The following is a 23859-nucleotide window of genomic DNA, read 5'->3' on the forward strand; positions in this document are numbered from 1 at the left end:
TTGGCAGCCCCCATCCGAGACGGAGAACCCATGTCCGACCAGCCGCCTCGTGCGACACGCAGCCCTCTTTCTTACTCGATGCTGTTCGCGTTGAGCGTCAGCACCACCGTCGCTTCACCCGCCCTGTTTGCTGCCGATGCCCCCAAGGCGCTCGCGCTGGTCGCCGGCACGCAACAGGAACTTGTGATCGACAAGGGCGTGGAACGTATTGCCCTTGCTGACGAAGCCGTTGCCACCGTCCTCGTGACACGCAAGACCGTCGGCAACCCTGCTGCTCGCCTGATCATCACCGGTAAGAACGCAGGCCGCACCACGCTGATGGTGTGGGAGAGAGGCAGCAGCTCCGCCACCACCTACGCCATCGAAGTCCAACGCCGCACCGCCGTGCTGGAAGGCACGCTCGATAGCGTGCCTGCCCAGCAGCAGGCGCGCGATGCACTCGCGGTATCGCATGCCGACAAGGCGGTACTGATCGATCGGTCGAGCATCAACGTCCGCAGCCATACCGTCCAGGTCGATGTAAAGGTGGTCGAGTTCAACAAGAGCATGCTCAAGCAGGTCGGTGTCAATCTGTCTTCCTACGGGGCGAACAGTCATGGCTTCACCTTCAGCAATACGCCAGCCAGCGTGCTGGCCGATGCTTTCAACCTCGCACTGGGCTTCGGAAATGCGAACAAGGGGCGCGGCATGACGCTGACGCTGAGTCTTTTGGAAGGCAATGGTCTCGCGCGTGTCCTGGCGGAACCCACACTTGTCACCACCTCGGGGCAGAGTGCAAGCTTCCTCTCAGGCGGCGAACTGCCAATCCCCGTGCCGCAAGGTCTGGGATCGACCACTATCGAATACAAGCCTTTCGGTATCGGCCTGACAGTCACGCCGACCGTGCTATCGAACGACCGCATCGTTCTCAAGGTCGCCCCCGAAGTCAGCGACATCGACTATTCCAACCAAGTGAACTTGAACGGTGTTCCCGTGCCGGCGATCTCCACGCGGCGCGCCGACACCACGGTGGAACTGGGCGATGGCGAGAGTTTCATTGTTGGCGGCCTGGTAAGTCGCACCACCACGTCCAACGTCGACAAGGTGCCATGGCTCGGTGACATCCCGGTGCTGGGAACCATCTTTCGCCAAAGCAAGTACCAAATGAACGAGAAGGAGCTCGTCATCATGGTCACACCTCGCCTGGTCAAGCCGATCGCGCGCGGTACTGACCTGTCGGACCAATTGCCAGGCAGTGCAGAGCAGCGCAACGGCCCTGTCTGGCGCACGATGTTCCTTGACGCCGCGTCGCGCTCTGCGCTTCCGGGCTTCTCGCGCTGAACATCATCCCTGCTTTCTCATGAACGCCCCCCTTCGCGCTCCCGACATCGGCATGGACAGCTACCTGTTCGCATCGAACAGCGGAACGCACATCACCTGGCTGCTGCATGCACTGCAACGCAGCGGCACGGTGGTGCCGGTGACGCCCAACATCGAGACGCTCGATGCGCAGATCGCCACGATCAGCCCGCGGGCCGTGTTCCTCGATTTTTCGCAGGACCATGCCGCCGCCATCGAGATGCACCAGCACCTCAAGCGCGACTGGCCTGCGCTGCCTGTGCTGGGCACTGGCTCGGCCAGCGAGCCCACGACCATGCTGGCCGCGCTGCGCGCCGGTGTCGACGACTTCATCGACATGGCCGCCCCTGCCCAGGACGTGCTGCCCACGCTGCGCGCCTTGCTCGAACGCCGTGCCGTCCACCGTGAGCAGAAGCGCGGCCACACGATCGCGCTGCTCGGCGCCAGGGCCGGGCTCGGCGTGACCACGCTGGCCACCCACGTCGCCTTGCTACTGCAGGACCAGTTCAACCAGGCCGTGGCGAACCGCACGCAGGCCTCGAACGACGCGGCATCGGACGAGCGACGCGGCGTCGCGCTGCTTGATCTGGGCCTTCCGGCACGCGACGGGCTGCTCTACCTCGACACCCAGAGCAGCTTCAGCTTCGTCGACGGCGTGCACAACCTGCGCCGGCTCGACCAGACCCTGCTGCAGACCGCACTGGCGCACCACACGGGCGGCACCGCGGTGCTGCCACTGCCCTCGAGCCTGGCGCAGGTGCGCGAGATCTCGCATGCCGACTCGGTGGCGCTGATCAAGCGGCTCAGCGAGCACTTCGATTTCCAGATCGCCGACCTTGGCGGCTTCTCCACTATCGATTTCATCGCCCAGACGGTGCAGGAGGCCGACAAGACATGGGTGGTGTGCGACCAGAGCATCGGCGCCATCGTCTCGACCGCCAACCTGCTGCGGGACCTGCAGGCCCGCGGCATCGAACTGCAGCGGCTTTCGCTGGTGATCAACAAGATCGACCCCGGTGTCGGACTGTCGGCGCGCGACATCGCCGCACGGCTGCGCCTGCCACTGGCACACGTGCTGCCGATGCGGCGTACCGCACTGCTGGCGGCATCGAGCCGCGGCGAGATGCTGGCGCGCGTGGCGCGCAACGACCCCTATGTGCAGGCTGTGCTAGGCATGGTGAACGCGCTGCACCGCGAATACGGCGACGTCACGGCCCCAGCCCCCGCGCGATCGCCCTGGAATGCGTTCATGACGCAGTTCGCCGGCAAATGGAAAAGCCCAAGAGAGCACTGAGCATGTCTACCGATATCGAATTTGCCGACGACAACGAGGCGTTCCTGGGCTCGCAGCAGTTCCAGGACATCAAAGGCTGGACGCACGACCACCTGCTGAGCCGCATCGAGGAACTCGGGGCAGAGTTCGGCCGCTGGTCGCGCGCGTCGATCCAGCAGTTCGTCGAGCTGGAGCTCGACAGCTTCGTGCGGCTGCAGCGCGTACCGATCAACGATCGCGAGATGCAGCTCATCGCCGATGCGTTGACCAAGGAACTGGCGGGCTTCGGCCCCCTGGAAGACCTGCTCAACGATCCGGCCGTGGAAGACATCCTGATCAACGGCCACAAGCAGGTCTATGTCTCGCGCCAGGGCAAGCTGGTGCGCGAGACGGTTCGCTTCGCGGACGAAGAGCATGTGCTGCGCATCGTGCGGCGCATCCTGGCGCCGCTCGGCCGCCGGCTTGATGAAGCCAACCCGATGGTCGATGCGCGCCTGCCCGACGGCGGCCGCATCAACGCGGTCATCGAGCCGCTGGCCATCGACGGAATGTCGGTGTCGATCCGCAAGTTCCGCAAGGACCCGCTCACGCCGGCCGACCTGGTGCAACTCGGCACCTTCGACGCCGGCATGGCGCAACTGCTGGAGATCGCGGTCAAGGCGCGCTGCAATGTGCTGGTCAGCGGCGGTACGAGCTCGGGCAAGACCTCGCTGCTGAACGCGCTCGCCACCTTCGTTCCCGAGACCGAACGCGTCGTGACCATCGAGGACACGGCCGAACTCTCGCTCGGCCATGCGCATGTGGTACGGCTGGAAAGCCGGCCCGGCGGCTTCGACGGCGCCGGCCTGATCTCCATCCGGGATCTGCTGCGCAACAGCCTGCGCATGCGCCCTGACCGGATCATCGTGGGCGAAGTGCGTGGCGCCGAAGTCATCGAGATGCTGCAGGCCATGAACACCGGCCACGACGGCTCCATGGGCACCATCCACGCGAGCTCGCCGCGCGAATGCCTGTACAGGCTCGAGATGCTGGCCGGCTTCGCGGGCTACCAGGGCAGCGAGACCAGCCTGCGCCGGCAGATCGCGAATGCGGTCGACTTCATCGTGCAGATCGGCCGGCTCTCGGGCGGGCAGCGCCGCATCCTGTCGATCTCGGAGATCACCGGTGTCAACGACAGCGTGGTGGCGATGCAGGAGCTCTACCGCTACGAGCCTGCCGTGGGACCGGACGGCCAGGAGCGCGACCGCTGGATCTCACTGGGAATTGCACCGCATTCACCCAAGGTGACGCGCTTCCGCCAAAGCATGCAGCGGGCGGCTGGAGATGCCCGTGCCTGAGGCGTTTCTGATTCCTGCAAGCCTCGCGCTTCTACTGGTGGCAGCGGCGCTGATGCTCTGGCATTGGGCAGGCCGGCGCCAGGCCCGCCAGACGGCAGACCGGCATGTGAGTGAACAGGTACACAAGCGAGGTACAGAAGACGCGCCCGCGTTTGATATTCGCCGTGCCGCTTCGCCAGCGAACGCCATGACGGACCCTTGGCTCATGACTGGTACCACACCAGTGGCGCGCAAGACCGGACTGGACGCCATCGTGTTGCCCGACTGGCTGGCGAACGTCGCCACGGTGCAGGGAGTGGCTGCCGGCATGGCGATCATTCTGGTGCTGTGCGTGATGATCTTCGCATTGGCAGGCAGCATTGCAGCGGGCGGTGCATTGGTCCTGCTGCTGCTGCTGGGGTCCTTCGGCCTCTGGCTGCGTCTTCAGAAGTTCCGCAAGACACTGGCCGCTCAGTTGCCGAGCTTCATCGACGCCATGGTGCGCCTGATCACGGTCGGCAATTCGACCCAGGCTGCATTCCAACTGGCCGTGGATACCACCAAGGCGCCACTGCGTGGCTATCTTGAAGGTGCCACGGGCCTCATGCGCGCCGGCATGGAACTCGACCAAGCGCTGCATCAGATGGCCCGTCAAGTACGCATCGAAGAGATGTATCTGCTGGCCTCGATCCTTGGCCTGGGCGTGCGCTACGGTGGCCGCGCAGACGTCTTGCTCGAGCGTGTGGCTAATTTCATGCGCGACCGCGAACAGGCCCAGCACGAATTGGTCGCTATGTCCTCCGAGACGCGACTCTCGGCATGGATTTTGGGTCTGCTGCCCATCGGAGTCGGTTCGATGATCTTGATGCTCAACGGTGCGTACTTCATCCGCATGTGGAATGACCCCACCGGACAGCTGATGGTGTTCGGCGCAGCGGCCTTGCAGATCTTCGGCGCAGTACTGCTCTACCGGCTGGCACGGATCGCATGAACGTCACTCCCGAAAAGCTGACCACGTTCAGCATCATGCTGCTGGCCCTGGGCCTCGCGCTCGCGGGCGCCCTGATGGTGATCCGCGAGTTTCGCCGCGTGCGCAGCGACAAGGCCATCGGGCGAGCTATCCGCCGCGGCACTGCTGCACCCGCCGCGAGCCAGGCCGAGGCCGAAGAAGCGCGACCTGTGAACCCGGCTTGGGCGGACCAAGATCTGCCCGCCCACTGGCTGCACACCAAGCTCGGTCGCATGCTGGTGGCCGACGAGGATCGAAGGCTCATCGACCAATGCGGCTTTCCGTCGACGCGTGCTCAGCTCGCCTTCCTCGTGGTGCGCATTGCGCTGGCGCTTTTGATGCCGCTACTGATGTGGTTGTTTCTCAAAAGCACGGGCTTTCTGCCTCAGCGCCGCGGGTTGGCGATGGCCTTCGCCTTCGTCATCGGCTTTCTGTTGCCCAAATGGGTATTGAGCTACTCGGCTTCAGGACGGCGCGAACGTGTCGCACAAGAACTTCCGTTGTTCGTTGACTTGCTGAGGCTGTTGCAGGGTGTGGGTCTGAGCCTCGATCAAAGCCTACAGATCATGGCCGCCGACTTTGGCCACGTGATGCGCATCCTGGCAAGCGAGTTGCATATCGCCAACCGCCAGTACAGCCAAGGGCGCACGCGCGAGCACTCGCTGCAGCGGTTGGCCACGCTCTATGACAACAACAACCTGGCTGGGCTGGTCGCGCTGCTGGTGCAGGTCGACCGACATGGTGGCGCAGTACAGGAGCCATTGCAGAAGTTCAGCGACCGCTTGCGCGAGCACCGACGCATGGAACTGAAGGAGCGCATTGGAAAGATCACAGTGAAGATGACAGGTGTGATGGTGACGACACTGCTGCCTGCCCTGGTCATCGTTACCGCCGGCCCAGGCTTCCTGGCAGTCATCCGTTCGCTGGGGGCAATGACCAAATGACATCACTTGTACGACACCCATCCTGGGCTGCGGCGCTGCTGCTGCTTTCCCTTGGTGGCTGTGCCGGCACCAAGGGCAACTACCCAGGAGCCGCAGAACAACAGCAGCGTTCCGACGCCGCCGCCACATTCGATGCAAATTCTGCGGTAACCGACAGCGCAAGCACCTATCTCAAGCTGGTCGATCGCATGCAGCGCGACGGACTCTGGTTCGCCTCGCTCGCGCACATCGATGCACTCGAGCAGCGCTGGGGCTCATCGCCCGATTCCTTGCGGATGCGCGCCGACGCATTGCGCCAGACGGATCAGCCTAGCGAAAGTCGCAAGTTCTACGCAAAGCTCATGGGCACGGCACTCGAAGCTGCGGGCTATCGGGGGCTTGGCCTGCTCGCCGGCAGTGAAGCAGACTACCCCCAAGCCGTGAGTCTGCTCGAAGAGGCACAACGCCGCACGCCGACCGATGGTGTGCTGTTGAGCGACCTGGGCTATGCCCAGATGCGTGCCGGACGCCTCGCACAAGCCCGTGTGCCTCTGATGCAGGCACTCCAACTCGCATCCGACAATGTGCAAGTACAGGTCAACGCGGCGCTGTATCTGCAAGCAAGCGGCCAAGCAACGCATGCTGAGGCGCTGATGGAAGAGAGCAAGATGCCTCCGGCCACGCGTAGCGCAATTCGGGAGGCGGCGCGCACGCTGCCGACCATTGCCGCCGCGGCGCCCATTGCGCAGGAGCCTCAAGCTCCGCCAGGGGCCCTCGTTACGGCTGCCCCACAACAGCCTGTAGCGACGCCATCGTCAACAGAGCCCCGCCCAGCGCTTGCCCTCAAGACCTCGCCCTGGCCACGACGCGTACATGTGCTGGTTCGTCCTCAAACCGAGCCTACCGCCCTTGCGGCAGCCAGCGCAGCCAACGCCGTCGAGCCTCTTACCGTACCGCCACCGACCGGAGCACAACCATGACCCGCCCCAACTCTTCTCATGCTTACTCCATCGTGCTGCTGGCCACTGTGTTGGTGGTCTTGCCCTCATGGGCCGTCGCCCAGGAGAATGCCACGCCGCCAGCGCCTGAGCCGGAATTGGAAACAGTGCTGACTGTGCGCATGCAGGTCGGCGACGCGACACACAACCTGCTGGCGTTGCAGCGCGAAGGCACCCAAGCCTCGAATACACCCCGCCCCTTGGCCGGTGACGTCGCCAGCCTGAGCTACCAGCGTTACCTCGACAGCTTCAAGTTACCCATTCCAGAAAAGTTCAACACGGCGGTGCAGAGGCCCAGTGGTGGCGGCAGTCGGTAACCGCGCTCGTGCAGCAACAACAGGTCATGAGGCGCGGACTCACCTCCTGCTCGCTTCCGCGTGGCCCACGTCGGCAACGCGGCGTGTATGCAATCGAGTTCGGCTTGGTGTTCATGATCTTCTTTGGCTTGGTCTACGCGACCATCTGCTACGGCATCCTTTTCGCTTTCCGCTCTGGAATGCAAAGCGCTGCAGAAGATGGGGCACGGGCAGCCTTGCGCTACCAAATCAGCCTAGCGGATCGAAAGACCGCGGCCCGCCGCGAGGCTTCATCTCGCCTTAGACCATGGTTACCTGCTATCACGTGCCCAGCTACCGGCACCCCACCGATGCTGAGTTGCGTGCAAGCAAGCGTCGAACCTTCCGAGGCGACCTGCAGTTCCACTTGGGAAGCACGCTGCCGGATCGTTGTTACTGTGACCGCACGTGATCTGCACCAGGCACTTCCCCCCCTTCCGCAGATTGCCGTGCCATCACAACTTACCGTGCAGGCCCGTGTTCTCCTCGATGGGAGATCCCTATGACAGCCAGCAAGAATTGCCGGACGTCCGATTCAAGAGGCATCGGCAGAGCACAGCGCGGCATCGCAGCGCTCGAATTGGCCGCGGCTCTCATCCCCTTGATCCTGCTGCTGCTCGGCATCGCGACCTTCGGAGCACTCTTCCACACGCAACACGTGCTGACAAGGGCGGCCGAGGATGGCGCTCGGGTTGTCTCCATGTACACGGGAGCCGATGAGCCCATGCTGAAAGCACGCGTCCAAGAAGCGGTGAATGAATCACTCGGCGCTTACCTGAGAGCTTTCACTAACGCACCGGAGGTCACTGGGACCAATCCTGTGTTTGTCGTTATCCGCATGAATTACAAGAGCAACCCTTTGCTGAGTCATCTGCCTTGGGCGGACGAGTGGCTTCCAGAGATGCTGCAGGGCCGCGCGGCAGCGGCATCTTCACTTTGATCGAGCAGGCTTTCATGCCCCGCACTGTTCTTCCTATCCAATGGACGGCACGTCGCAAGTGCTCAGGCTCCGTGCTGGTCACGACAGCCATTGCGCTCAGCACCATCGTGATCTGCCTGATCGGCGTCGAACTGGGCTTTCTCTCCTATCAAAAACGCGAGTTGCAAAAGTCTGTTGACCTTGCCGCACTCGCAGGCGCGCAAGTCGTCGAGCCCACCGCCTGCACCGCGGCCAGAGCAGGAGCCAAGCGAACGGCAAATGGAGGGGGGGCAGACGACAGAGATCGCAACCTTCCTTCAACATACACCTTGAGGGATGATCAAATTCAATGCGGACGCTGGGACCACACGTTCACGAGCGAGGATCACTTCAACGGCATTTCGTCCGAAGACAACAACTCCGTGCGAGTGGCCATCCAGGAGGACGCTCCGACGCTGTTCCCCTTCTTTACTGGCAGTCGCACCATATCGGTCAAAGCGGTAGCCATGCGCGAAGAGCCCCTGGCCGTTTTTTCCGTGGGGACCACGCTCGTCAGCGTCGGCTGCAATCAGCAGTTGGCCCCGTTGGTCCAACTGTTGAAGATCGTTGGAGCGGGAGACCCTTGCGTCACAGTCGGCGGATACGCAGGACTCGTCGGTGCGCAGGTTTCTGCCAGCGGACTTTTAAAGGACCTTGGTGTTCCTCTCGATGCAAACCTTAGCATCGGCGATGTCAACAACCTGCTATCCGCCGAGAAAGTCAGCTTGGGATTTCTGCTCGAGACGGCGCTTACCTTGGGCGGCCATGCCGAGCTGCTGGGCTTGAATGCGAACTTGCTGAGCTTGATCGGAACTCAACTTGGCATCGATGCAGTGCATCTAGAAATTCCACTAGGCTCCGGCCCTAACGGGCCCGGTATCTTTGCCGGAATCCATGCGCCAGATGGCGTCACGGCTTCAGCTTTGGATGTGCAAGTGAACGTCTTGGACATCCTGACAGCTGCCGTCGGCGTGGGTACTTCAGGACGAGGAATATCGGTCCCAGGCCTAGAGATTGCCATTCCCGGTGTGCTGCCCAACTTGCTGAAGGTCAAGGCCGGTGTCATCGAACCTCCATCAATCGCCATCGGCGGGGTAGGCGCTACGGCCTACAACGCGCAGGTGCGGCTCTATGCAGACGTAGATACGGGCGGGGGCCTGCTTGGTGGTCTTCTGCAGCTTCTCGGCACCCGAATCAAGCTGCCGATCTTCATCGATCTGGCTCGTGCGAAAGGCACCGTTGAAGAATTGACGTGCAGGGCTCCCATCAAGGACAGCACCGTGGTCATTCGGGTAGATGCATCCATAGCAAATGCATGCATCGGCAAGGTCACGGGCGATCCTTTTTCAAAACGCACCCCCATCTGCGAATCACTGCAAAAGGAGACGCTGATCAGCGTGCTGGGTCTCGTGAAGATCGAAAATAAAGTGGCTGTCGAGGTACTCAATCCCACTCCCTCACCCTACCGTTCGCCAGCAATGAAGGCGGGTGATGTGTGGCAGACCCCAGGAAATGATCTTCCTCTTGGTACTACGCTGCAAAAGCTTCTTGAAGAGCTTCTCAGGGTAGTTGGTGAATTGCTAGGCTCACCGACCAATGGCGACTGGACGCCAGCGGAGAACGAGACGTCGGCAACGGCGCTTGCAAACTACTACCTTGGCTTGAGCAACCCGCCGCATCCTGGCGGAGCAGTTCCCAAGAACCAATATCTCGGTGACGGCCTGATCGGAATCGGTCGTGGCCCTATTGGGGTTTATGACATCGACGTGCTGAAAAACCGCCTAAAAACCGACATAAACCGCACCTCGCAATCTTGTCTTCTGCTGCCCTTTCTCTGCTGGCAAACCAATGAATGGGATGCTTGGGCCAATGACATCGAGTCCGCGAATGTCGCCTCCGGCAGAGCCTGCTGGGGTAACACACCGGAAGGTCGAGTGACGGCTGGATTGGCGGGGACATCCACGGACGTCACACGCTTCAACAAGTGCCTGGAACGCGAACTGAAAGAGGCGATGCTCCAAGAACCCGCCGGCAGCAAGCCGAACTTTCTACAGGTATTGCTCAATCCATTGTTGAAAGCTGTGGCATCGATCCTCGATCCTCTTGGCGGCCTGCTCGCCGGCCCAATCTTGAGAGATTTGCTGGGCATCCAACTCGGCCTCAATGATGTCGAAGTCACTTCCGTCGGCTGCGGCAATGCCAAGCTGGTGTACTGAGCCAATGACCTTTCCATCATCATCGTTGGCGATTCCAAGCGCATGACCCCCACCCTCAACTTCGACGAACTAGACCTCTACGTCTGGGAAGGCAAGGCCGACATCGTCGAGCGCATCGAGCGCTGCATGGCGAGCTTCGACGTCGGCGTGGTGCGTGCCGATGGCATTCCGATGCCGCAGGACCGTTCGACTTCGCGCGCGGCGCTGGCGGTGATCAGTGTGTCGGTGATCGACGGTGGCGGCATGCCGGTGACCACCGAGCTGCTGCAGGGCATGCCGGTGATCTGGGTGGCCGCGGCCTCGCGCGAGCGCGATGCGCGCAGCTATCCGCCCGACTACCTCTATGTGCTGCCCTACGACTTCACCGGCGCCGAACTGCGCACGCTGGTGGCGAAGCTGGTGCGCCAGTTGCGCGCACGCGCGGTGCAGCCTGAAAAAACCAACACGCTGATCGCGCATTCGGAATCCATGCGCTCGCTGCTGAACGAGGTGAAGGCCTTCGCCGACTGCAAGCACAACGTGCTGGTGCGCGGCGAGACGGGTGTGGGCAAGGAGCGCATCGCCGAGCTGCTGCACCTGGGCCATCCCACCTACAGCACCGGCGCCTTCGTGCCGGTGAACTGCGGTGCGATTCCCGACGGCCTGTTCGAGTCGCTGTTCTTCGGCCATGCCAAGGGCTCGTTCACCGGCGCCGTGCATGCGCACCGCGGCTTCTTCGAACAGGCTTCGGGCGGCACGCTGTTCCTCGACGAGATCGGCGACCTGCCGCGCTACCAGCAGGTCAAGCTGCTGCGCGTGCTCGAGGACAACGCGGTCACGCGGCTGGGCTCGACCACGCCGGTGCGGCTCGACTTCCGGCTGGTGGCCGCGACCAACCGCGACCTGCGCGAGATGGTGGCGAGCGGCGACTTCCGGGCCGACCTGTTCTACCGGCTGGCGGTGATCGAGCTGCACATTCCCAACCTCGAAGAGCGCGGCGTGGTCGACAAGATCGCGATCTTCAAGGCCATCCTCTCCGAGGTGCTCGAAGGCGAAGCGCTGCTGGAGAGCCTGCCCTACTGGCTGACCGATGCGGTCTCCAACACCTACTTCCCGGGCAACGTGCGGCAGCTGCGCAACCTGGCCGAACGCGTGGGCGTGATCGTGCGGCAGTTCGGCGTCTGGGACCGGGTGCTGATCGAGCGCGCGGTGGCGCTGATGCGCATCACGCCCGACGGTGTGCCCGCGACCGCGGCGCCCAACACGGTCGACCGCAAGGGCTGGAACAGCGGCGAACGCAACCGGATCATCGCGGCCCTCGAGGCCAACGACTGGAAGCGGCAGGACTCGGCGCAACTGCTGGGCATCAGCCGCAAGGTGCTCTGGGAAAAGATGCGCAAGTACCAGATCATGGACGGCGAGCCGGAGATCCCCGAAGAGCATTGAGTTGAGCGAACGGCGCGCCGAGGTCCACGCGCCATCGCCTCACAAGCTTCCGAGCCGCGCGCTGCGGCGCAAGGTCATGCCGGCCGTGGGCGCCGCGACGGCCACGGCCGACAGCGACGTCGCCTCGCAGCGGGTGCGCGCGATGCAGGGCGCTGCCAGCAGGCTCTCTTCCGTCAACACCGGGCGCGGCGCGCCCGCGATCAGGCTGTCGATCCAGAGGTTGTCGCTGTCGGGCGCCACGAACAGCCGGCCGGCGGTGCGCTGCAGGCGCAGCTCGGTCACACGCAGGTCGAACACCGCGTCGACGTAGTCCAGCAGCAGCGTGTAGTACTCGACCTGCGCATCGAGCACGTTGGGCAGCGTCTCGCGGCCGAAGGCCAGCAGCCGGCGCCGGCCCTGGAAGGCCAGGCCCGAATCGGTGACCGCGGCGCGCAGCTGCTGTTCGCGTTCGCGGCCCGCTGCCGTGCGGGCCCATGACGACGCCGTGAGTTCGACCAGGTTCTGCCGCGCACTCTCGAGCCTGGCCTCCTGGTTGGCGACCTCGGCGATGGCGGCCTTGACGCGCACCTGGCGGTCGAAGCCGTTGCCGAAATTCCAGTTCAGCTCCAGCGCCGCGCGCGTGGGCTCCGAGGGCGAGACGCCGCGCGGGTCCTTGGTCTTCACCAGCACCGCATCGACCGTCGGCCAGGCACTGGCCTCGTACTGCTCGACCGTGGCCTGCGCGCGCTGCACGCGGCCACGCGCCTCGGCCAGCTCCGAGCTGCGGTCTTCGGCCTGCAGCAGGGCTTCGGCCTCGGAGCCGGGCTGCCATTGCAAGGGCACAGCGATCACGGGCAGGTGGGCGGTGTCGGGCGTGAAGCGGAAGAAGGTCGCGAACTTGGCCAGGGCCTCGCCGCGCTGCGCCTCGAAGTCCATCTCGCGCGCGGCGATGCCGGCGCGCCGCGATGTGGCCATGCGCAGATCGTTCTCGCCGGCCGCGCCCAGCTCGATGCGACGGCGCTCGGCGCGCGCGAGTTCGTCGAGCACCTCGGTGGACTTGCGCGCGATCTGCTTCTTGAGGTCGAAGCGCTGCACCTGCAGGTAGGCGGTCAGCGCATCCAGCACCACCTTCTGCGAGGTCGACTTGACGGCTTCGGCGCCGGCCTCGCTGCCGAATTCGGCGGCGCGCACGCGCGCGCTCATCGCGCCGCCGTCGAGCAGGCTCATGCGCAGGTCGGCCGTGACCAGCTGGTAGGCGCGCGAGCCCGTGCCCTGCACGCCGCTGTCGTAGCTGCCCGAGGCGGTGCCGACCTTGAGGCGCGGATAGCGCGCGCTGCGGGCCGCATCGATCTCGAAGCTGCTGGTGTCGGCCGCCGCCTGCGCCGACTGCACGTCGGGATGTTCGCGCGCCAGCTGAACCAGCGCGGCCTTGATGCGGGCGCCCTGCCCGATCGCCTGGGTGTCGGGCGGCGCGAGCCGGCGCGCCACGGCCAGTGGTGCGGGCTCGGCCGCGGCGGCCACGGGCGCGGCCTGCAGCCAGCCCAGCAGGGCCACGCAAAGGGCCACGGCGGTGCGCGGGAATGACATGGCCGGCCTCATGGTTCGCGGAACGCTTCGCGCTTGAGCTTGAGCACCGGGCGCAGCATGTACCAGATGAAGGGGTCGCTGCCGACGATCAGATCGACCTCTGCCTCCATGCCGGCCGTGATGCGGTTCTCGGGCCGCCCCACGTGGCTCTTGTCGGTGCTCACCAGCAGCCGGTAGTACGGCGCGGCCGAGGCGCTCGACGGGTCCTTGTCGGCATCGGCGGCCACCAGCATCACGCGGCCGTTGACCGAGCCGTAGCGCAGGAAGTCGTAGGCCGTGATCTTCACGCGCGCGGCCTGGCCGGCTTCGACGAAACCGCGGTCGTTGGGGCTGAGCTTGGCCTCGACCATGATCAGGTCCTGGTCGGGCACCACTTCCATGATGGCCTCGCCAGGCTTCACGACCCAGCCCGGGCCGGGGTTGCGCAGGCCCTTGACGATGCCGTCGGAGGGTGCCTTGACGGTGGTGCGCGAGCGCTGCGTCTTCGCGCGCGCCAGGTCTTCGGTCAGGCTCGCGAACTGCCGCTCGACCGTGGCCAGTTCGTCCGACGCGCGGCGCCGGTAGCGGCCTTCGGCCTCGGCCATCTTGGCCTGGGCCTCGGTGATCGCGGCCGTGGCCGATACCGCCATCTGGCGCGCGACCGCCAGGTCGGCGCGCACGGTCTCGGTCTGGCGGCGCTTCTCCAGCACCTCGACCTGGCCGATCAGTTTCTCGGCGAGCAGTTGCTCGGAGATCTCCTGCTCCTTCTGCATCAGCGCCAGGCGCTCCTGCAGGCCGTAGATCTTGGCCTGCTGCTCCATCTGGCGGCTGCGGGCCTGCTCCATCGCGGACACCGCGCCGGCCATCACGCCGCGCTGCTCCATCGAGCGCGCCTCGAAGGCGCCCATCTCGCCGAGGTACACCGCCTCGTCGATGCTGCCGTCGAAGGACTTGCGCGTGAGCGGCAGCCCGCGGCTCTCGGCCATCAGCCGCACGCGCGCGCCCAGGGTCGAGGCATGGCGGGCCGTGAGTTCTTCCAAATTGAGCCCGCTGCCGCCCAGGTCGATCTCGACCAGCGACTGGCCCTGGCGCACCGTCTCGCCTTCCTTCACGTAGACCGCGCTGACGATGCCGCCCTCCAGGTGCTGGATCGACTTGACGCGGTCCGACGGGATCACGCGCCCGGGCGACACGACCACCGTCTCCATGGGAAAGCACAGCGCGACCACGGCCAGCAGCGCGATGGCCCCGCCGATGAGCCACTGGCGGCGGCCGGCGCCACCGCGCGCCGTCGCGGCCGTGGCCACGAAAGCCTGGTCGCGCAGCACGCTGGGCAGGTCGGCCTTGGAGTTGTCTGCTGCACTCATCGCTCTGCTCCTGCGGCCAATGCCGCGAGGTTGACCGCGGCCTGCGCCGCGGCATCGGCTGCAGGCGATGCGCCCGCCTGGCCTGTCGAATCGGCCTCCGCCGGTTTGGGGACGGGCGCCACGGCCACCAGCTTTCGCACGCCGAAGAGCTTGGGCACCATGTCGGCCGCCGAGCCCTGCTCGACGCCGCCGTTGCCGCTCACGTGGTAGACCTGCGAGGCCGCCGACACCATGCGCAGCGAATGGGTCACGACCACCACGGTGCGTGTCTTGGCCACCGCCTGCAGCGTGGCCAGCAGCGCCAGTTCGCTCTGGATGTCGAGGTCGTTGCTGGGCTCGTCGAGGATCAGCACCGACGGGTTGCGCAGGAAGCTCAGCGCCAGCGCGAGCTTGCGGCGCTCGCCCACCGACAGGCCGGTGCCGCCCTCGCCCACCACCGTGCGGTAGCCAGCCGGCTGGCGCGAGATGAATTCGTGCACGCCGGCCACGCGGCAGGCGGTGAGGATCTGCTCGTCGCTCTGGCCGGGCGCGGCACGGCGCAGGGTGTCCATCAGCTCGCCGCCGAACCAGTAGACCTCCTGCGGCAGGTAGCTGATCCACTGCGCGAGCTCGGCGCGCGCGAATTGCGAGACGTCGTATTCGCCAAGGCTGACGCTGCCGCGCGTGGGCTCGTAGAGGCCCGCGACCAGCTTCAGCAGCGTGGACTTGCCGGCGCCGTTCTTGCCGACGATCACATGCAGGCCGCCGGCGCCCATCTCCAGGTCGAGGTGCTCGAGCACCGGCCGCGCGCCTTCGGCGAAGGCGAAGGACACGTCCTTGAGCACGATGCGGCCCGCGGGCTGCGGCAGCGCCACGCCTGAGGGCTCGCGCTCGACCGGCTCGGCCAGCACCGTCTCGAGGCGCTTGGCGGCTTCCGAGGCCGCGGCCAGCGAGCGCCAGCTCGAGGCCAGGCCGGCCACCGGCTGCAGCGCCTTGATGGCCAGCATGTTGGCCGCGATCAGGCCGCCCACGGTCATCATCTGCGACATCACGGAGATCGCGCCGACGGTGATGACCACCACCGAGAACATGGTCAGCAGCACCGTGGTGCCGTCGCGCGCGGTCTCGATCTCGCCGTTCTTGCGAAAGCTCTCGGCCAGCCAGGCGTTGTAGGTCTCGCGCCAGAGCTGCACCGTGGGCGCGTCGTTGGCCTGCGTCTTGAGCGTCTCGCGGGCCTGGCAGATCTCGGAGGTCATGCGCTCCAGGCTGCGACCGCGCTGCACTTCCTCGACCCGGCCGGCGCGCACCTCGTCGGCCCACCACCAGGCGAGGAAGGACACGATGCCCAGGAAGGCGATCACCACCGGCAGCACCGGCAAGGCCACGATGCCGATCACGATCAATGCGAACACCGCCATCGGCAGGTCGAACGCCGACATCGCGAGGCCGCCGGTGACGGTGCCGCGCACCGCGCCCACGTCGCGGAAGTACTGGAACCAGGCCGAGGCGGGCCGGTGCTCGAGCGCACGCAGCGGCCGGTGCAGCATCGATCCGAGCATCGCGCCCGACACATGGTGGTCGATCACCGCGCCGGCATCGCGCAGCAGGCGCGAGCGCTGATGGCGCAGCCAGAACTCGATGCACAGGAAGCACAGGATGCCGCAGACCAGCGCCCACAAGGTCGACATGCCGCCGCGGTAGATCACGCGGTCGTACACCTGCAGCAGGAAGATCGAGGGCAGCAGGCCGAACAGGCTGATCGGCAGCGACCACCAGGCGGCCGTGCGGATCAGCGGATAGGCCGCGCCGAAGGCCTCGTGCAGCGCGCCGGCATAACTGCTGCCGCCCGGCTCCGTTGGCGTGTCGGCCACGAGTTGTCTCGGCAATAGGAACTTAAGCATGTCGGAAAGCCTTTGAGGAACGCGCCCGTGCGCCCCCTCAAATTGTCACTGGATTGTTACTCTTGACAAGTCTTGTTTCGACATCGGGACAACAGATTCGACGATCGGTGTCTGGAGCAGAAAGCGGTGGTAGGCGACGAAGCCCGAGAGGTAGTGCTCCACGTCGTCGATGCGCACGCGGAAGGCCTGGTGCCGGATGAAGAAGGAGCCGTTGATGGCCGCGGGCTTCTTGAAGTACATCGCCATCTCTGGCCAGAAGAAGCCGTTGAGCAGGTAGTGCGCGCGGTGCTCGAGCGCACGGTAGAACTTGGCGGTGTCGAAGTCGTCGAGCAGGTGGCGCATGGTCGGCATGGCACGCAGCCGGCGCAGCATCTGCTCGGCGGCCAGCATGAGTTCGAGCAGCGTCGGAAACGTGGTCTTGCGTTCCAGCACGAAGTCCAGGTGGTCGGCCACGTTGAGCAGGCCGAAACGGAAATACACCTCCAGCGGCCGCCAGCGCGTGAGTTCGTTCACGCAATAGCTCAGCCAGTGGTCGTGCGCGCGCCAGTGTTCGTTGGCGATGAAATAGCCGAAGGCCTTCTCCACCACCGCCAGCCACCGGCCGTCGCGCGTCAGCGCATAGAGCCGCAGCAGCCCGAAGGCGGCCTCGCCGTCGTAGTAGATGATGCGCGAGGCCTGCTTGAGCGAGAGATCGCCGGCGTTGAGCACATGGTTGAAGCGGCCGGTCTGCGGGTCCTGCAGCGAGGCGATGCCCAGGGCCAGCTTCTCGAGCAGGGGCAGCCAGCGGTCGCTGTCCATGAGCTCGCAGTACTTGACCATCGCGAGCAGGCACACCGCATTGCCGCCCAGCTTGATCTCGTCGGCGGTGTCGATCAGGAACGCGACTTCCTGGCCGTCCGGCAGCGTGTACTGCCGCACCAGCTCCTTCGCCACATGTTCGATGGCGATGTCGATCGCGTCCTTGAGCGCATCGTCGCGCGTGAGTTCCCAGGCCTCGAGCATGGCGTAGACCGAGCTCGCGTGACGCAGCGTGTTGTAGGTGGGAATGCGGCGATCGAAGCACGGAAAGTGGCCGTAGACGAAGGCGCCGTTGTCCCGCACCTGCTGCGCCAGGAAGGACGAGCCGCTGCGCACCAGCGCCAGCACGCGCTCGGAATCGAGCCGGTCGACGACCCGGCGGCCGGCGTTCAGGCCCGTGCCTTCGATGGCATGCGGCACGCCGTCGGGTTGGCAGAACACGCCGCGGGTCGACAGCAGGTAGACCTGGCCGGCGGGCGGCAGCTCGGGCATGGGGGCCGGGCCGAAGCGCGTGCGATGGTAGATGCCGAAGTTGCCGCGGTTGACCACCGCATGCTCGATGCCCGAGCCGCCATACAGCATGGCGTTGGCGTTGAGCTCCTGCTCGGTGAAGGCGCATTCGAAGTCTTCGTCGAAGGCGATGCCGTAGCGGAAATAGTTGCGCTTGGTCAGCGCCAGCTGATGGGTCAGCCGCTCCCAGCTCACGGCGCGCGCGCCTTCGACCCAGTCGACGCGCAGCCACAGCGCGCCGGGCTCCTGCGTATCGATCCACTGCTGGAGCAGCTCGACGCCGCTCTGCCATGCGGTCGTGAAGTCCGGGCCGCCGGCGTGCACGACATGCGCACGCTGCTGGCCATCGGTGGCCGAAAAGAAGAACACGTAGGCCGGGTACGGCGCCGGCAGCGGCGCACAGTGCGACAGCAGGTGGTCCCGGCAGGCGCGCAACCGTTCCCTGAAAGCGATCATTGCGTTCCGGTCTCCGTGAGGGGGTGCCGACTCAGCGGTAGCTGAACTCGACGCGACGGTTGAGCTGGTAGCCCGCCTCGGTCTGTTCCAGGGAGGCCGGCTTTTCCGTGCCCCAGCTCACGGCTTCGATCTGCGACGTGTCCACGCCCAGCAGGCCCATGGCCTTCTTCACCGATTCCGAACGGCGCTGGCCCAGCGCCAGGTTGTATTCGCGGCCGCCGCGCACGTCGGTGTGGCCTTCGAGCACCACCGATTCGCCACGGCGCGCGCGCAGGTAGTTGGCATGCGCCTCCACCACGCTGCGGTCGGCCGGCCGGATGGTCGACTTGTCGAAATCGAAGTAGACGATGCGTGCCACGCCGATCGGCCCGCGCTCGGCCTTCGGCGGTGCGGGATTGACGCGCACCCCCGCGACCGGACGCGAAGCCGGACGGTTGGCGTAGTAGTGGGTGGTCTGGTCGCTGCCGTCGCTCGGTGTCGCGCAACCCGCGAGCACCGAGGCCGCGGCCACCAGGCTCAGGCTGAGAAATCGGTTCATGTGCTTTCCTTTCGGGAGGGCGCGGGCGGCACCGTGGTGCGCGCCCGCGTTCAGAGGGAGGGCGTGGCCGCCCCTCAGGCCAGGATGCCGTGCAGCAGCTGGCTGACAGGGGCACTGGCCCCACCCGTGGCGCTGTCGGCGACGCTCGTGACCGGGGCCAGCAGGCCACTGTTGCCACCGAGCAGACCGCCCACCAGGCCGTGCTCGCCCAGCACACCACCCAGCAGGCCACCGCCCGCTGCGCCACCGCTGGCGCCGCCGAGCAGGCCACCCACCAGGCCGCCGCCCGAGGCGCCGCCACCCAGCAGGCCACCGACCAGGCCGCTCTCGCCCAGCACGCCGCCCAGCAGACCGCCACCCGATGCGCCGCCGCCCAGCAGACCGCCGACCAGGCCGTCCTGGCCCAGCACGCCACCCAGCAGGTCGCCACCGACCAGGCCGCCCACCAGACCGTGCTCGCCCAGCACGCCGTCCAGCAGACCGCCACCCGATGCGCCGCCGCCCAGCAGGCCGCCCACCAGGCCGTCCTGGCCCAGCACGCCACCCAGCAGGTCGCCACCGACGAGGCCGCCGACCAGACCGTGCTCGCCCAATACGCCGTCGAGCAGGCCGCCACCCGATGCGCCGCCACCGAGCAGGCTGCCCACCAGGCCGTCCTGGCCCAGCACGCCACCCAGCAAGTCACCGCCCAACAGGTCGCCACCGATCAGGCCGCCCACCAGGCCGTTCTCGCCCAGCACGCCGCCGAGCAGGTCACCACCCAGCAGATCGCCGCCGAGCAGGCCACCCACCAGGCCGTCCTGGCCCAGCACGCCGCCGAGCAGGTCACCGCCCAACAGGTCGCCACCGATCAGGCCGCCCACCAGGCCGTCCTGACCCAGCACGCCGCCGAGCAGGTCACCGCCCAGCAGATCGCCACCGATCAAGCCACCCACCAAGCCGTTCTCGCCCAGCACGCCGCCGAGCAGGTCACCGCCCAGCAGATCGCCGCCGAGCAGGCCGCCCACCAAGCCGTTCTCGCCCAGCACGCCGCCAAGCAGGTCACCGCCCAGCAGATCGCCGCCGATCAGCCCACCCACCAGGCCGTTCTCGCCCAGCACGCCGCCGAGCAGATCACCACCCAGCAGATCGCCACCAATCAAGCCACCCACCAAGCCGTCCTGACCCAGCACCCCGCCGAGCAGGTCACCGCCCAGCAGATCGCCGCCGATCAGCCCACCCACCAGGCCGTTCTCGCCCAGCACGCCGCCGAGCAGGTCACCGCCCAGCAGATCGCCACCAATCAAGCCACCCACCAGGCCGTTCTCGCCCAGCACGCCACCCAACAGGTCGCCGCCCAGCAGATCGCCACCCGTCAGGCCGCCGAGCAGCCCGTCCTGGCCCAGCACGCCGACCAGCAGGTCGCCGCCCACCAGGTTCGCCACGCCGTCGGTCAGGAAGTCCACCTGGCCGATGACCGGGTTGATCAGGCTGTTCGTGGCGCCCTGGCCCAGCAGGCCGTCGGCCAGCGGGCTCAGCAGGCCACCCGCCGTGGCCAGCAGGCCGCCGGTCAGGTCGTCGACCGGGTCGAGGATGTTGGGGTTGTTGGCGGTGAAGCTGTCGCCCAGCACCGGGGCCAGCAGGCCTTCCACCGCGCCGGTCGCGCCGGCGACCAGGCCACCCACGGGCTCGAGCAGGCCACCGGCCAGCTCACCGACCACCGGCAGGCCGGCGACGACGTCGGTGGCATTGCCGACCAGCGTGTTGGCCGGCGACAGCAGCGAGTCGCCGCTCGGCGCCGGCGTTTGGCCACCGGTGAGCCCATTCAGAAGGCCACCCACCAGGCCGTTCTCGCCAAGCAGGCCATTGGCCAGGCCGGCGACCGGGCCTTGCGTGCCCAGCAGGCCGCCGACCAGGCCGTCGTCAGCGAGCAGGCCGCCGACCAAACCGTTCTCGGCCAGCAGGCCACCCACCAGCGTGTCCGGGCCCAGCAGCGCGCCGGTCAGGCCGTCGTCGCCGGTCAGGCCGCTCAGCAGGCCTTGGTCGCCCAGCAACGGGTCGAGCAGGCCGCCCACCAGGCCGTTGTCGGCCAGCAGGCCACCGACCAGGCCGTCTTCGGCGAGCAGGCCTCCCACCAGGCCGTTCTCGGCCAGCAGGCCGCCGACCAGGCCGTCCTGGCCGAGCACGCCGTCCAGCACGCCGCCGACCAGGCTGCCTTCGCCCAGCAGGCCCTTGTCGCCCAGCAGGCCGTTGACCAGATCGGCCACCGGCGTGTTGGCCAGCAGCCCGTTGACCACGCCGCCGATCACCACGTCGTCGACCAGGTGCACGACGCCGTCGGTCAGGTAGTCGACCTGATGGGCGACACCACCGAGCAGCGCGTCGGTGACGCCATTGCCCAGCACCTTGTCCAGGATCGGAGCCACCAGGCCACCAGCCAGGCCGCCCACGGTGGCCACGACGTCATCGACCGGGTCCAGCGCATTGGGGTTGTTGGTCGTGAATTCACCACCCAGCAGCGGTGCCAGCGCACCGTCAAGGATGGTCGTCACGTTGTCGACCACGTGGGTCACCGGTGCCAGCGCGCCACCCGTGCCGAGCACGCCGTCGACCGCGTCGACCAGGTCGCCCACGACACCGTCGGCGGGATGGAGCAGGGTGTCGGAGTCTGCGTCTGCGTCGGCGTCGGCATCCGCATCTGCATCCGCGTCGGCATCTGCATCGGCGTCGGCATCGGCGTCGGCATCCGCGTCGGCGTCGGCATCTCCGTCTGCGTCTGCGTCCGCATCGGCATCGGCATCGGCATCGGCATCGGCATCCGCGTCGGCGTCGGCGTCGGCGTCGGCGTCGGCGTCAGCATCTGCATCTGCATCGGCATCTGCGTCTGCGTCGGCGTCCGCATCCGAGTCGCCGTCCGCATCCGCATCCGCGTCCGCGTCGGCATCCGCGTCGGCGTCGCTTTCGCCGCTGCCCGGGGGCACGGTCGAACCGCCGTTGTCGTCACCGCCGCCGCTGCTCAGCGCCGCGCCGAGCGCCAGCGCGCCCAGTGCGCCCAGCGCGAACTCGCCCAGGCCGATGCCGCCGGCACCGGCCGCCACCTTCTTCGTCACCGCCACCGCGGCTGCATCGCCCGCGCCTTCGGTCGGCGTGACCACCAGGTCGCCCGCGGCGAGGTCGACGTCGACCTGCTCCAGGCCGCCCGGCAGGCGCGTGGTCGCGATGGTCGCGTCGGTGCCGCCGGTGAACACGCCGGTGAGCGGGGCCTTGTCGGTGGCCGAGGGGAAGGTCACGGCCGCCTGGCCGCCTTCTGGCACGATCACGCGGTCGCCGGCCAGCAGCGACTGCGAGCCCTGCACGGCGATCGTCTCGCCGCCACGCATCACCGTGACGCCGGGCGTCGCGTTCGACAGCGTGCCGGCGCCGGTCGGCGCGGCCGCGACGGCGGAGGCCACGGCCCCGGTGGGTGCCGCCGTCGGCAGGCCGGAAGCCTGCGCGATGACAACGGGCTCCACGGCGGACGTGGAAACGGAAGTGGACGCAGCGGTCGATGTCGATGGAACGGTCATGGCACCCTCTTGAACAAAAAGATGCATCTCTTTCCGCAACTCGCGTGCCGCCGGCGTGCCACCTCTTCTCTATTCGAGTCGAATTCAATCTAAGTCATTGATTTCAAATGAATTGATTGAAATTCAATGGGTCGGCGGATGCCGTCCGGGACGTGTTACGAATGCGTTTTGAGTGGGGCGTTACGTAACATCCGTAGGCTCGTTCCGCCACACATGACAAGTCCATGTCCGACTGGAAAAAGCGGATGTGTCGACAAATGAATTCTTTAGGTTTAATTTTTAAAAAGCATTGAAAGGCGCGGAAAGCCCCGCCGATTTCCAACGGATTTCGCGCCATGCAAAAAGCCGCCGAGCCCGAAGGCCGGCGGCTTTTTCTTGTCTGCTCAAGCGCAGCGCGAGATCAGTCCGCGTACACGCCCGCGGCCTTGATCACCGGCCCGAAGCGCGCGACTTCCGCCTGCACGAACTTCTTGTGCTCCGCCGGCTCCACGCGCTTGTCCGTCACCACCACCGCGCCCAGGCCCTCTTCCTTCTTGATGAAGTCCGGGTCCTTCAACGCCACCTTGACCGCGTCGTTGAGCTTCTTCAGCACCGCCGGCGGCGTGCCCTTGGGCGCGTACAGGCCGTGCCAGATCGTGACCTGGAAGTTCTTCATGCCCGATTCGTCCAGCGTCGGGATGTCCTTCAGCGCCGGCGTCGTCAGCCGCTTGAGCGTGGTCACCGCGTACGGCTTGACCTTCTTCGCCTCGATCTGGCTCGTGGTGTTGGTGGTCTGGTCGCACAGCAGGTCGATCTGGCCGCCCAGCAGGTCGGCGATGGCAGGCGCCGTGCCCTTGTACGGCACGGTGGTCATTTCAGCCTTCAGCTCGCTCTGGAACAACAGGCCGCACAGGTGCGAGGCCGAGCCGATGCCCGCGTTGCCCAGGTTCACCTTGCCCGGGTTCTTGCCGATCCACTCGCGCAGTTCCTTGAAGTTGTTGGCTTCGAGCTGCGGCTTGCCGATCACGGTCATGGGCACGTCGTTGATCAGGCCCAGGTACTCGAAGTCGGTCTCGTAGTTGTAGGGCAGCTTGCGATACAGCACCGGGGTGGTGGCCATGCCCACGTGGGTGAGCAGCAGCGTGTAGCCGTCGGCCTTGGCGCGCGCGACCTTGGCGTTGCCGATGGTGCTGCCGGCGCCGGCGGCGTTGTCGATCACGATGCTCACGCCGTCCAGCGGCTTGCGCATGGCTTCGGCCAGGTCGCGTGCCACGCGGTCGGTCGGGCCGCCGGCTGCGAAGGGCACCACGATCGTGATGACCTTGCCGTCGGGGTAGTTCTGAGCCTGGGCGCCCGCGGCCAGGGCCAGAGCCCCGAGGGCCAGGCACAGCTTGTTCTTCAGCGTCGATGTCATGGGAGTTCTTGGTCTTTCTGTCGTTGTAGGGTCGAA

At 66.3% G+C, this 23859-nt stretch carries 18 protein-coding genes; 11 read left to right on the plus strand and 7 right to left on the minus strand.

Features of this window, described 5'->3' with window-relative positions; genetic code table 11:
* Positions 1 to 30: 30 nt before the first annotated feature.
* From A9977_RS04790 to A9977_RS04840, 11 genes are read left to right on the plus strand one after another with little or no spacing between them, the layout of a single operon-like run.
* Positions 31 to 1320, plus strand: a complete 1290-nt coding sequence (locus tag A9977_RS04790; protein WP_183023747.1) for a type II and III secretion system protein family protein — start codon at positions 31 to 33, stop codon at positions 1318 to 1320.
* A 19-nt stretch (positions 1321 to 1339) separates the two neighbouring features.
* Positions 1340 to 2632, plus strand: coding sequence for a histidine kinase (locus A9977_RS04795; protein ID WP_183023748.1), 1293 nt, complete (start codon positions 1340 to 1342; stop codon positions 2630 to 2632).
* Positions 2633 to 2634: 2 nt separating this feature from the next.
* Positions 2635 to 3948 (plus strand): CpaF family protein, encoded by a 1314-nt coding sequence (locus tag A9977_RS04800; RefSeq protein WP_183023749.1) that lies wholly within the window; start codon positions 2635 to 2637, stop codon positions 3946 to 3948.
* A complete protein-coding gene (locus A9977_RS04805; RefSeq protein ID WP_183023750.1) occupies positions 3935 to 4918 on the plus strand; it encodes a type II secretion system F family protein in 984 nt (327 codons plus the stop codon). Before A9977_RS04800 ends, A9977_RS04805 begins: the two co-directional genes overlap by 14 nt.
* Positions 4915 to 5880: a type II secretion system F family protein gene (locus A9977_RS04810; protein WP_183023751.1), complete on the plus strand. Its 966-nt coding sequence runs from the start codon at positions 4915 to 4917 to the stop codon at positions 5878 to 5880. Before A9977_RS04805 ends, A9977_RS04810 begins: the two co-directional genes overlap by 4 nt.
* Positions 5877 to 6839 (plus strand): lipopolysaccharide assembly protein LapB, encoded by a 963-nt coding sequence (locus A9977_RS04815; RefSeq protein WP_183023752.1) that lies wholly within the window; start codon positions 5877 to 5879, stop codon positions 6837 to 6839. The genes A9977_RS04810 and A9977_RS04815 overlap by 4 nt, the downstream gene beginning before the upstream one ends.
* Entirely contained in the window at positions 6836 to 7174 is a 339-nt protein-coding gene (locus A9977_RS04820) for a DUF3613 domain-containing protein (RefSeq protein WP_183023753.1), read from the plus strand. Before A9977_RS04815 ends, A9977_RS04820 begins: the two co-directional genes overlap by 4 nt.
* Positions 7175 to 7200: 26 nt before the next feature.
* Positions 7201 to 7698 (plus strand): TadE/TadG family type IV pilus assembly protein, encoded by a 498-nt coding sequence (locus A9977_RS04825; RefSeq protein ID WP_183023768.1) that lies wholly within the window; start codon positions 7201 to 7203, stop codon positions 7696 to 7698.
* On the plus strand, positions 7695 to 8132 hold the full coding sequence (locus tag A9977_RS04830; RefSeq protein ID WP_183023754.1) for a TadE/TadG family type IV pilus assembly protein: 438 nt from the start codon (positions 7695 to 7697) through the stop codon (positions 8130 to 8132). Before A9977_RS04825 ends, A9977_RS04830 begins: the two co-directional genes overlap by 4 nt.
* A gap of 14 nt (positions 8133 to 8146) precedes the next feature.
* A complete protein-coding gene (locus A9977_RS04835) occupies positions 8147 to 10366 on the plus strand; it encodes a TadG family pilus assembly protein (RefSeq protein ID WP_183023755.1) in 2220 nt (739 codons plus the stop codon).
* 42 nt (positions 10367 to 10408) lie between these two features.
* A complete protein-coding gene (locus A9977_RS04840; protein WP_183023756.1) occupies positions 10409 to 11791 on the plus strand; it encodes a sigma 54-interacting transcriptional regulator in 1383 nt (460 codons plus the stop codon).
* Between the two features lie 39 nt (positions 11792 to 11830).
* On the opposite strand, the gene A9977_RS04845 is transcribed toward A9977_RS04840, so the two are convergent.
* From A9977_RS04845 to A9977_RS04875, 7 genes are all read right to left on the minus strand, one after another.
* The gene (locus tag A9977_RS04845) at positions 11831 to 13357 is read right to left on the minus strand and encodes a TolC family protein (protein ID WP_259651817.1); all 1527 of its coding nucleotides are present in this window, start codon (positions 13355 to 13357) and stop codon (positions 11831 to 11833) included.
* Positions 13358 to 13365: 8 nt separating this feature from the next.
* Positions 13366 to 14703: an HlyD family type I secretion periplasmic adaptor subunit gene (locus A9977_RS04850; protein ID WP_183023758.1), complete on the minus strand. Its 1338-nt coding sequence runs from the start codon at positions 14701 to 14703 to the stop codon at positions 13366 to 13368.
* A complete protein-coding gene (locus A9977_RS04855; protein WP_183023759.1) occupies positions 14700 to 16583 on the minus strand; it encodes a peptidase domain-containing ABC transporter in 1884 nt (627 codons plus the stop codon). The genes A9977_RS04850 and A9977_RS04855 overlap by 4 nt, the downstream gene beginning before the upstream one ends.
* Positions 16584 to 16628: 45 nt before the next feature.
* Positions 16629 to 18347: a hypothetical protein gene (locus A9977_RS04860; protein ID WP_183023760.1), complete on the minus strand. Its 1719-nt coding sequence runs from the start codon at positions 18345 to 18347 to the stop codon at positions 16629 to 16631.
* Positions 18348 to 18378: 31 nt separating this feature from the next.
* Entirely contained in the window at positions 18379 to 18885 is a 507-nt protein-coding gene (locus A9977_RS04865) for an OmpA family protein (RefSeq protein WP_183023761.1), read from the minus strand.
* A gap of 74 nt (positions 18886 to 18959) precedes the next feature.
* Entirely contained in the window at positions 18960 to 22244 is a 3285-nt protein-coding gene (locus tag A9977_RS04870) for a hypothetical protein (RefSeq protein ID WP_405054667.1), read from the minus strand.
* 586 nt (positions 22245 to 22830) lie between these two features.
* Positions 22831 to 23823: a tripartite tricarboxylate transporter substrate-binding protein gene (locus A9977_RS04875; protein WP_183023763.1), complete on the minus strand. Its 993-nt coding sequence runs from the start codon at positions 23821 to 23823 to the stop codon at positions 22831 to 22833.
* Positions 23824 to 23859 lie beyond the last annotated feature (36 nt).

Origin of the sequence: Variovorax sp. UMC13 (assembly GCF_014170375.1) — a bacterium.
Lineage (GTDB): Bacteria > Pseudomonadota > Gammaproteobacteria > Burkholderiales > Burkholderiaceae_C > Variovorax.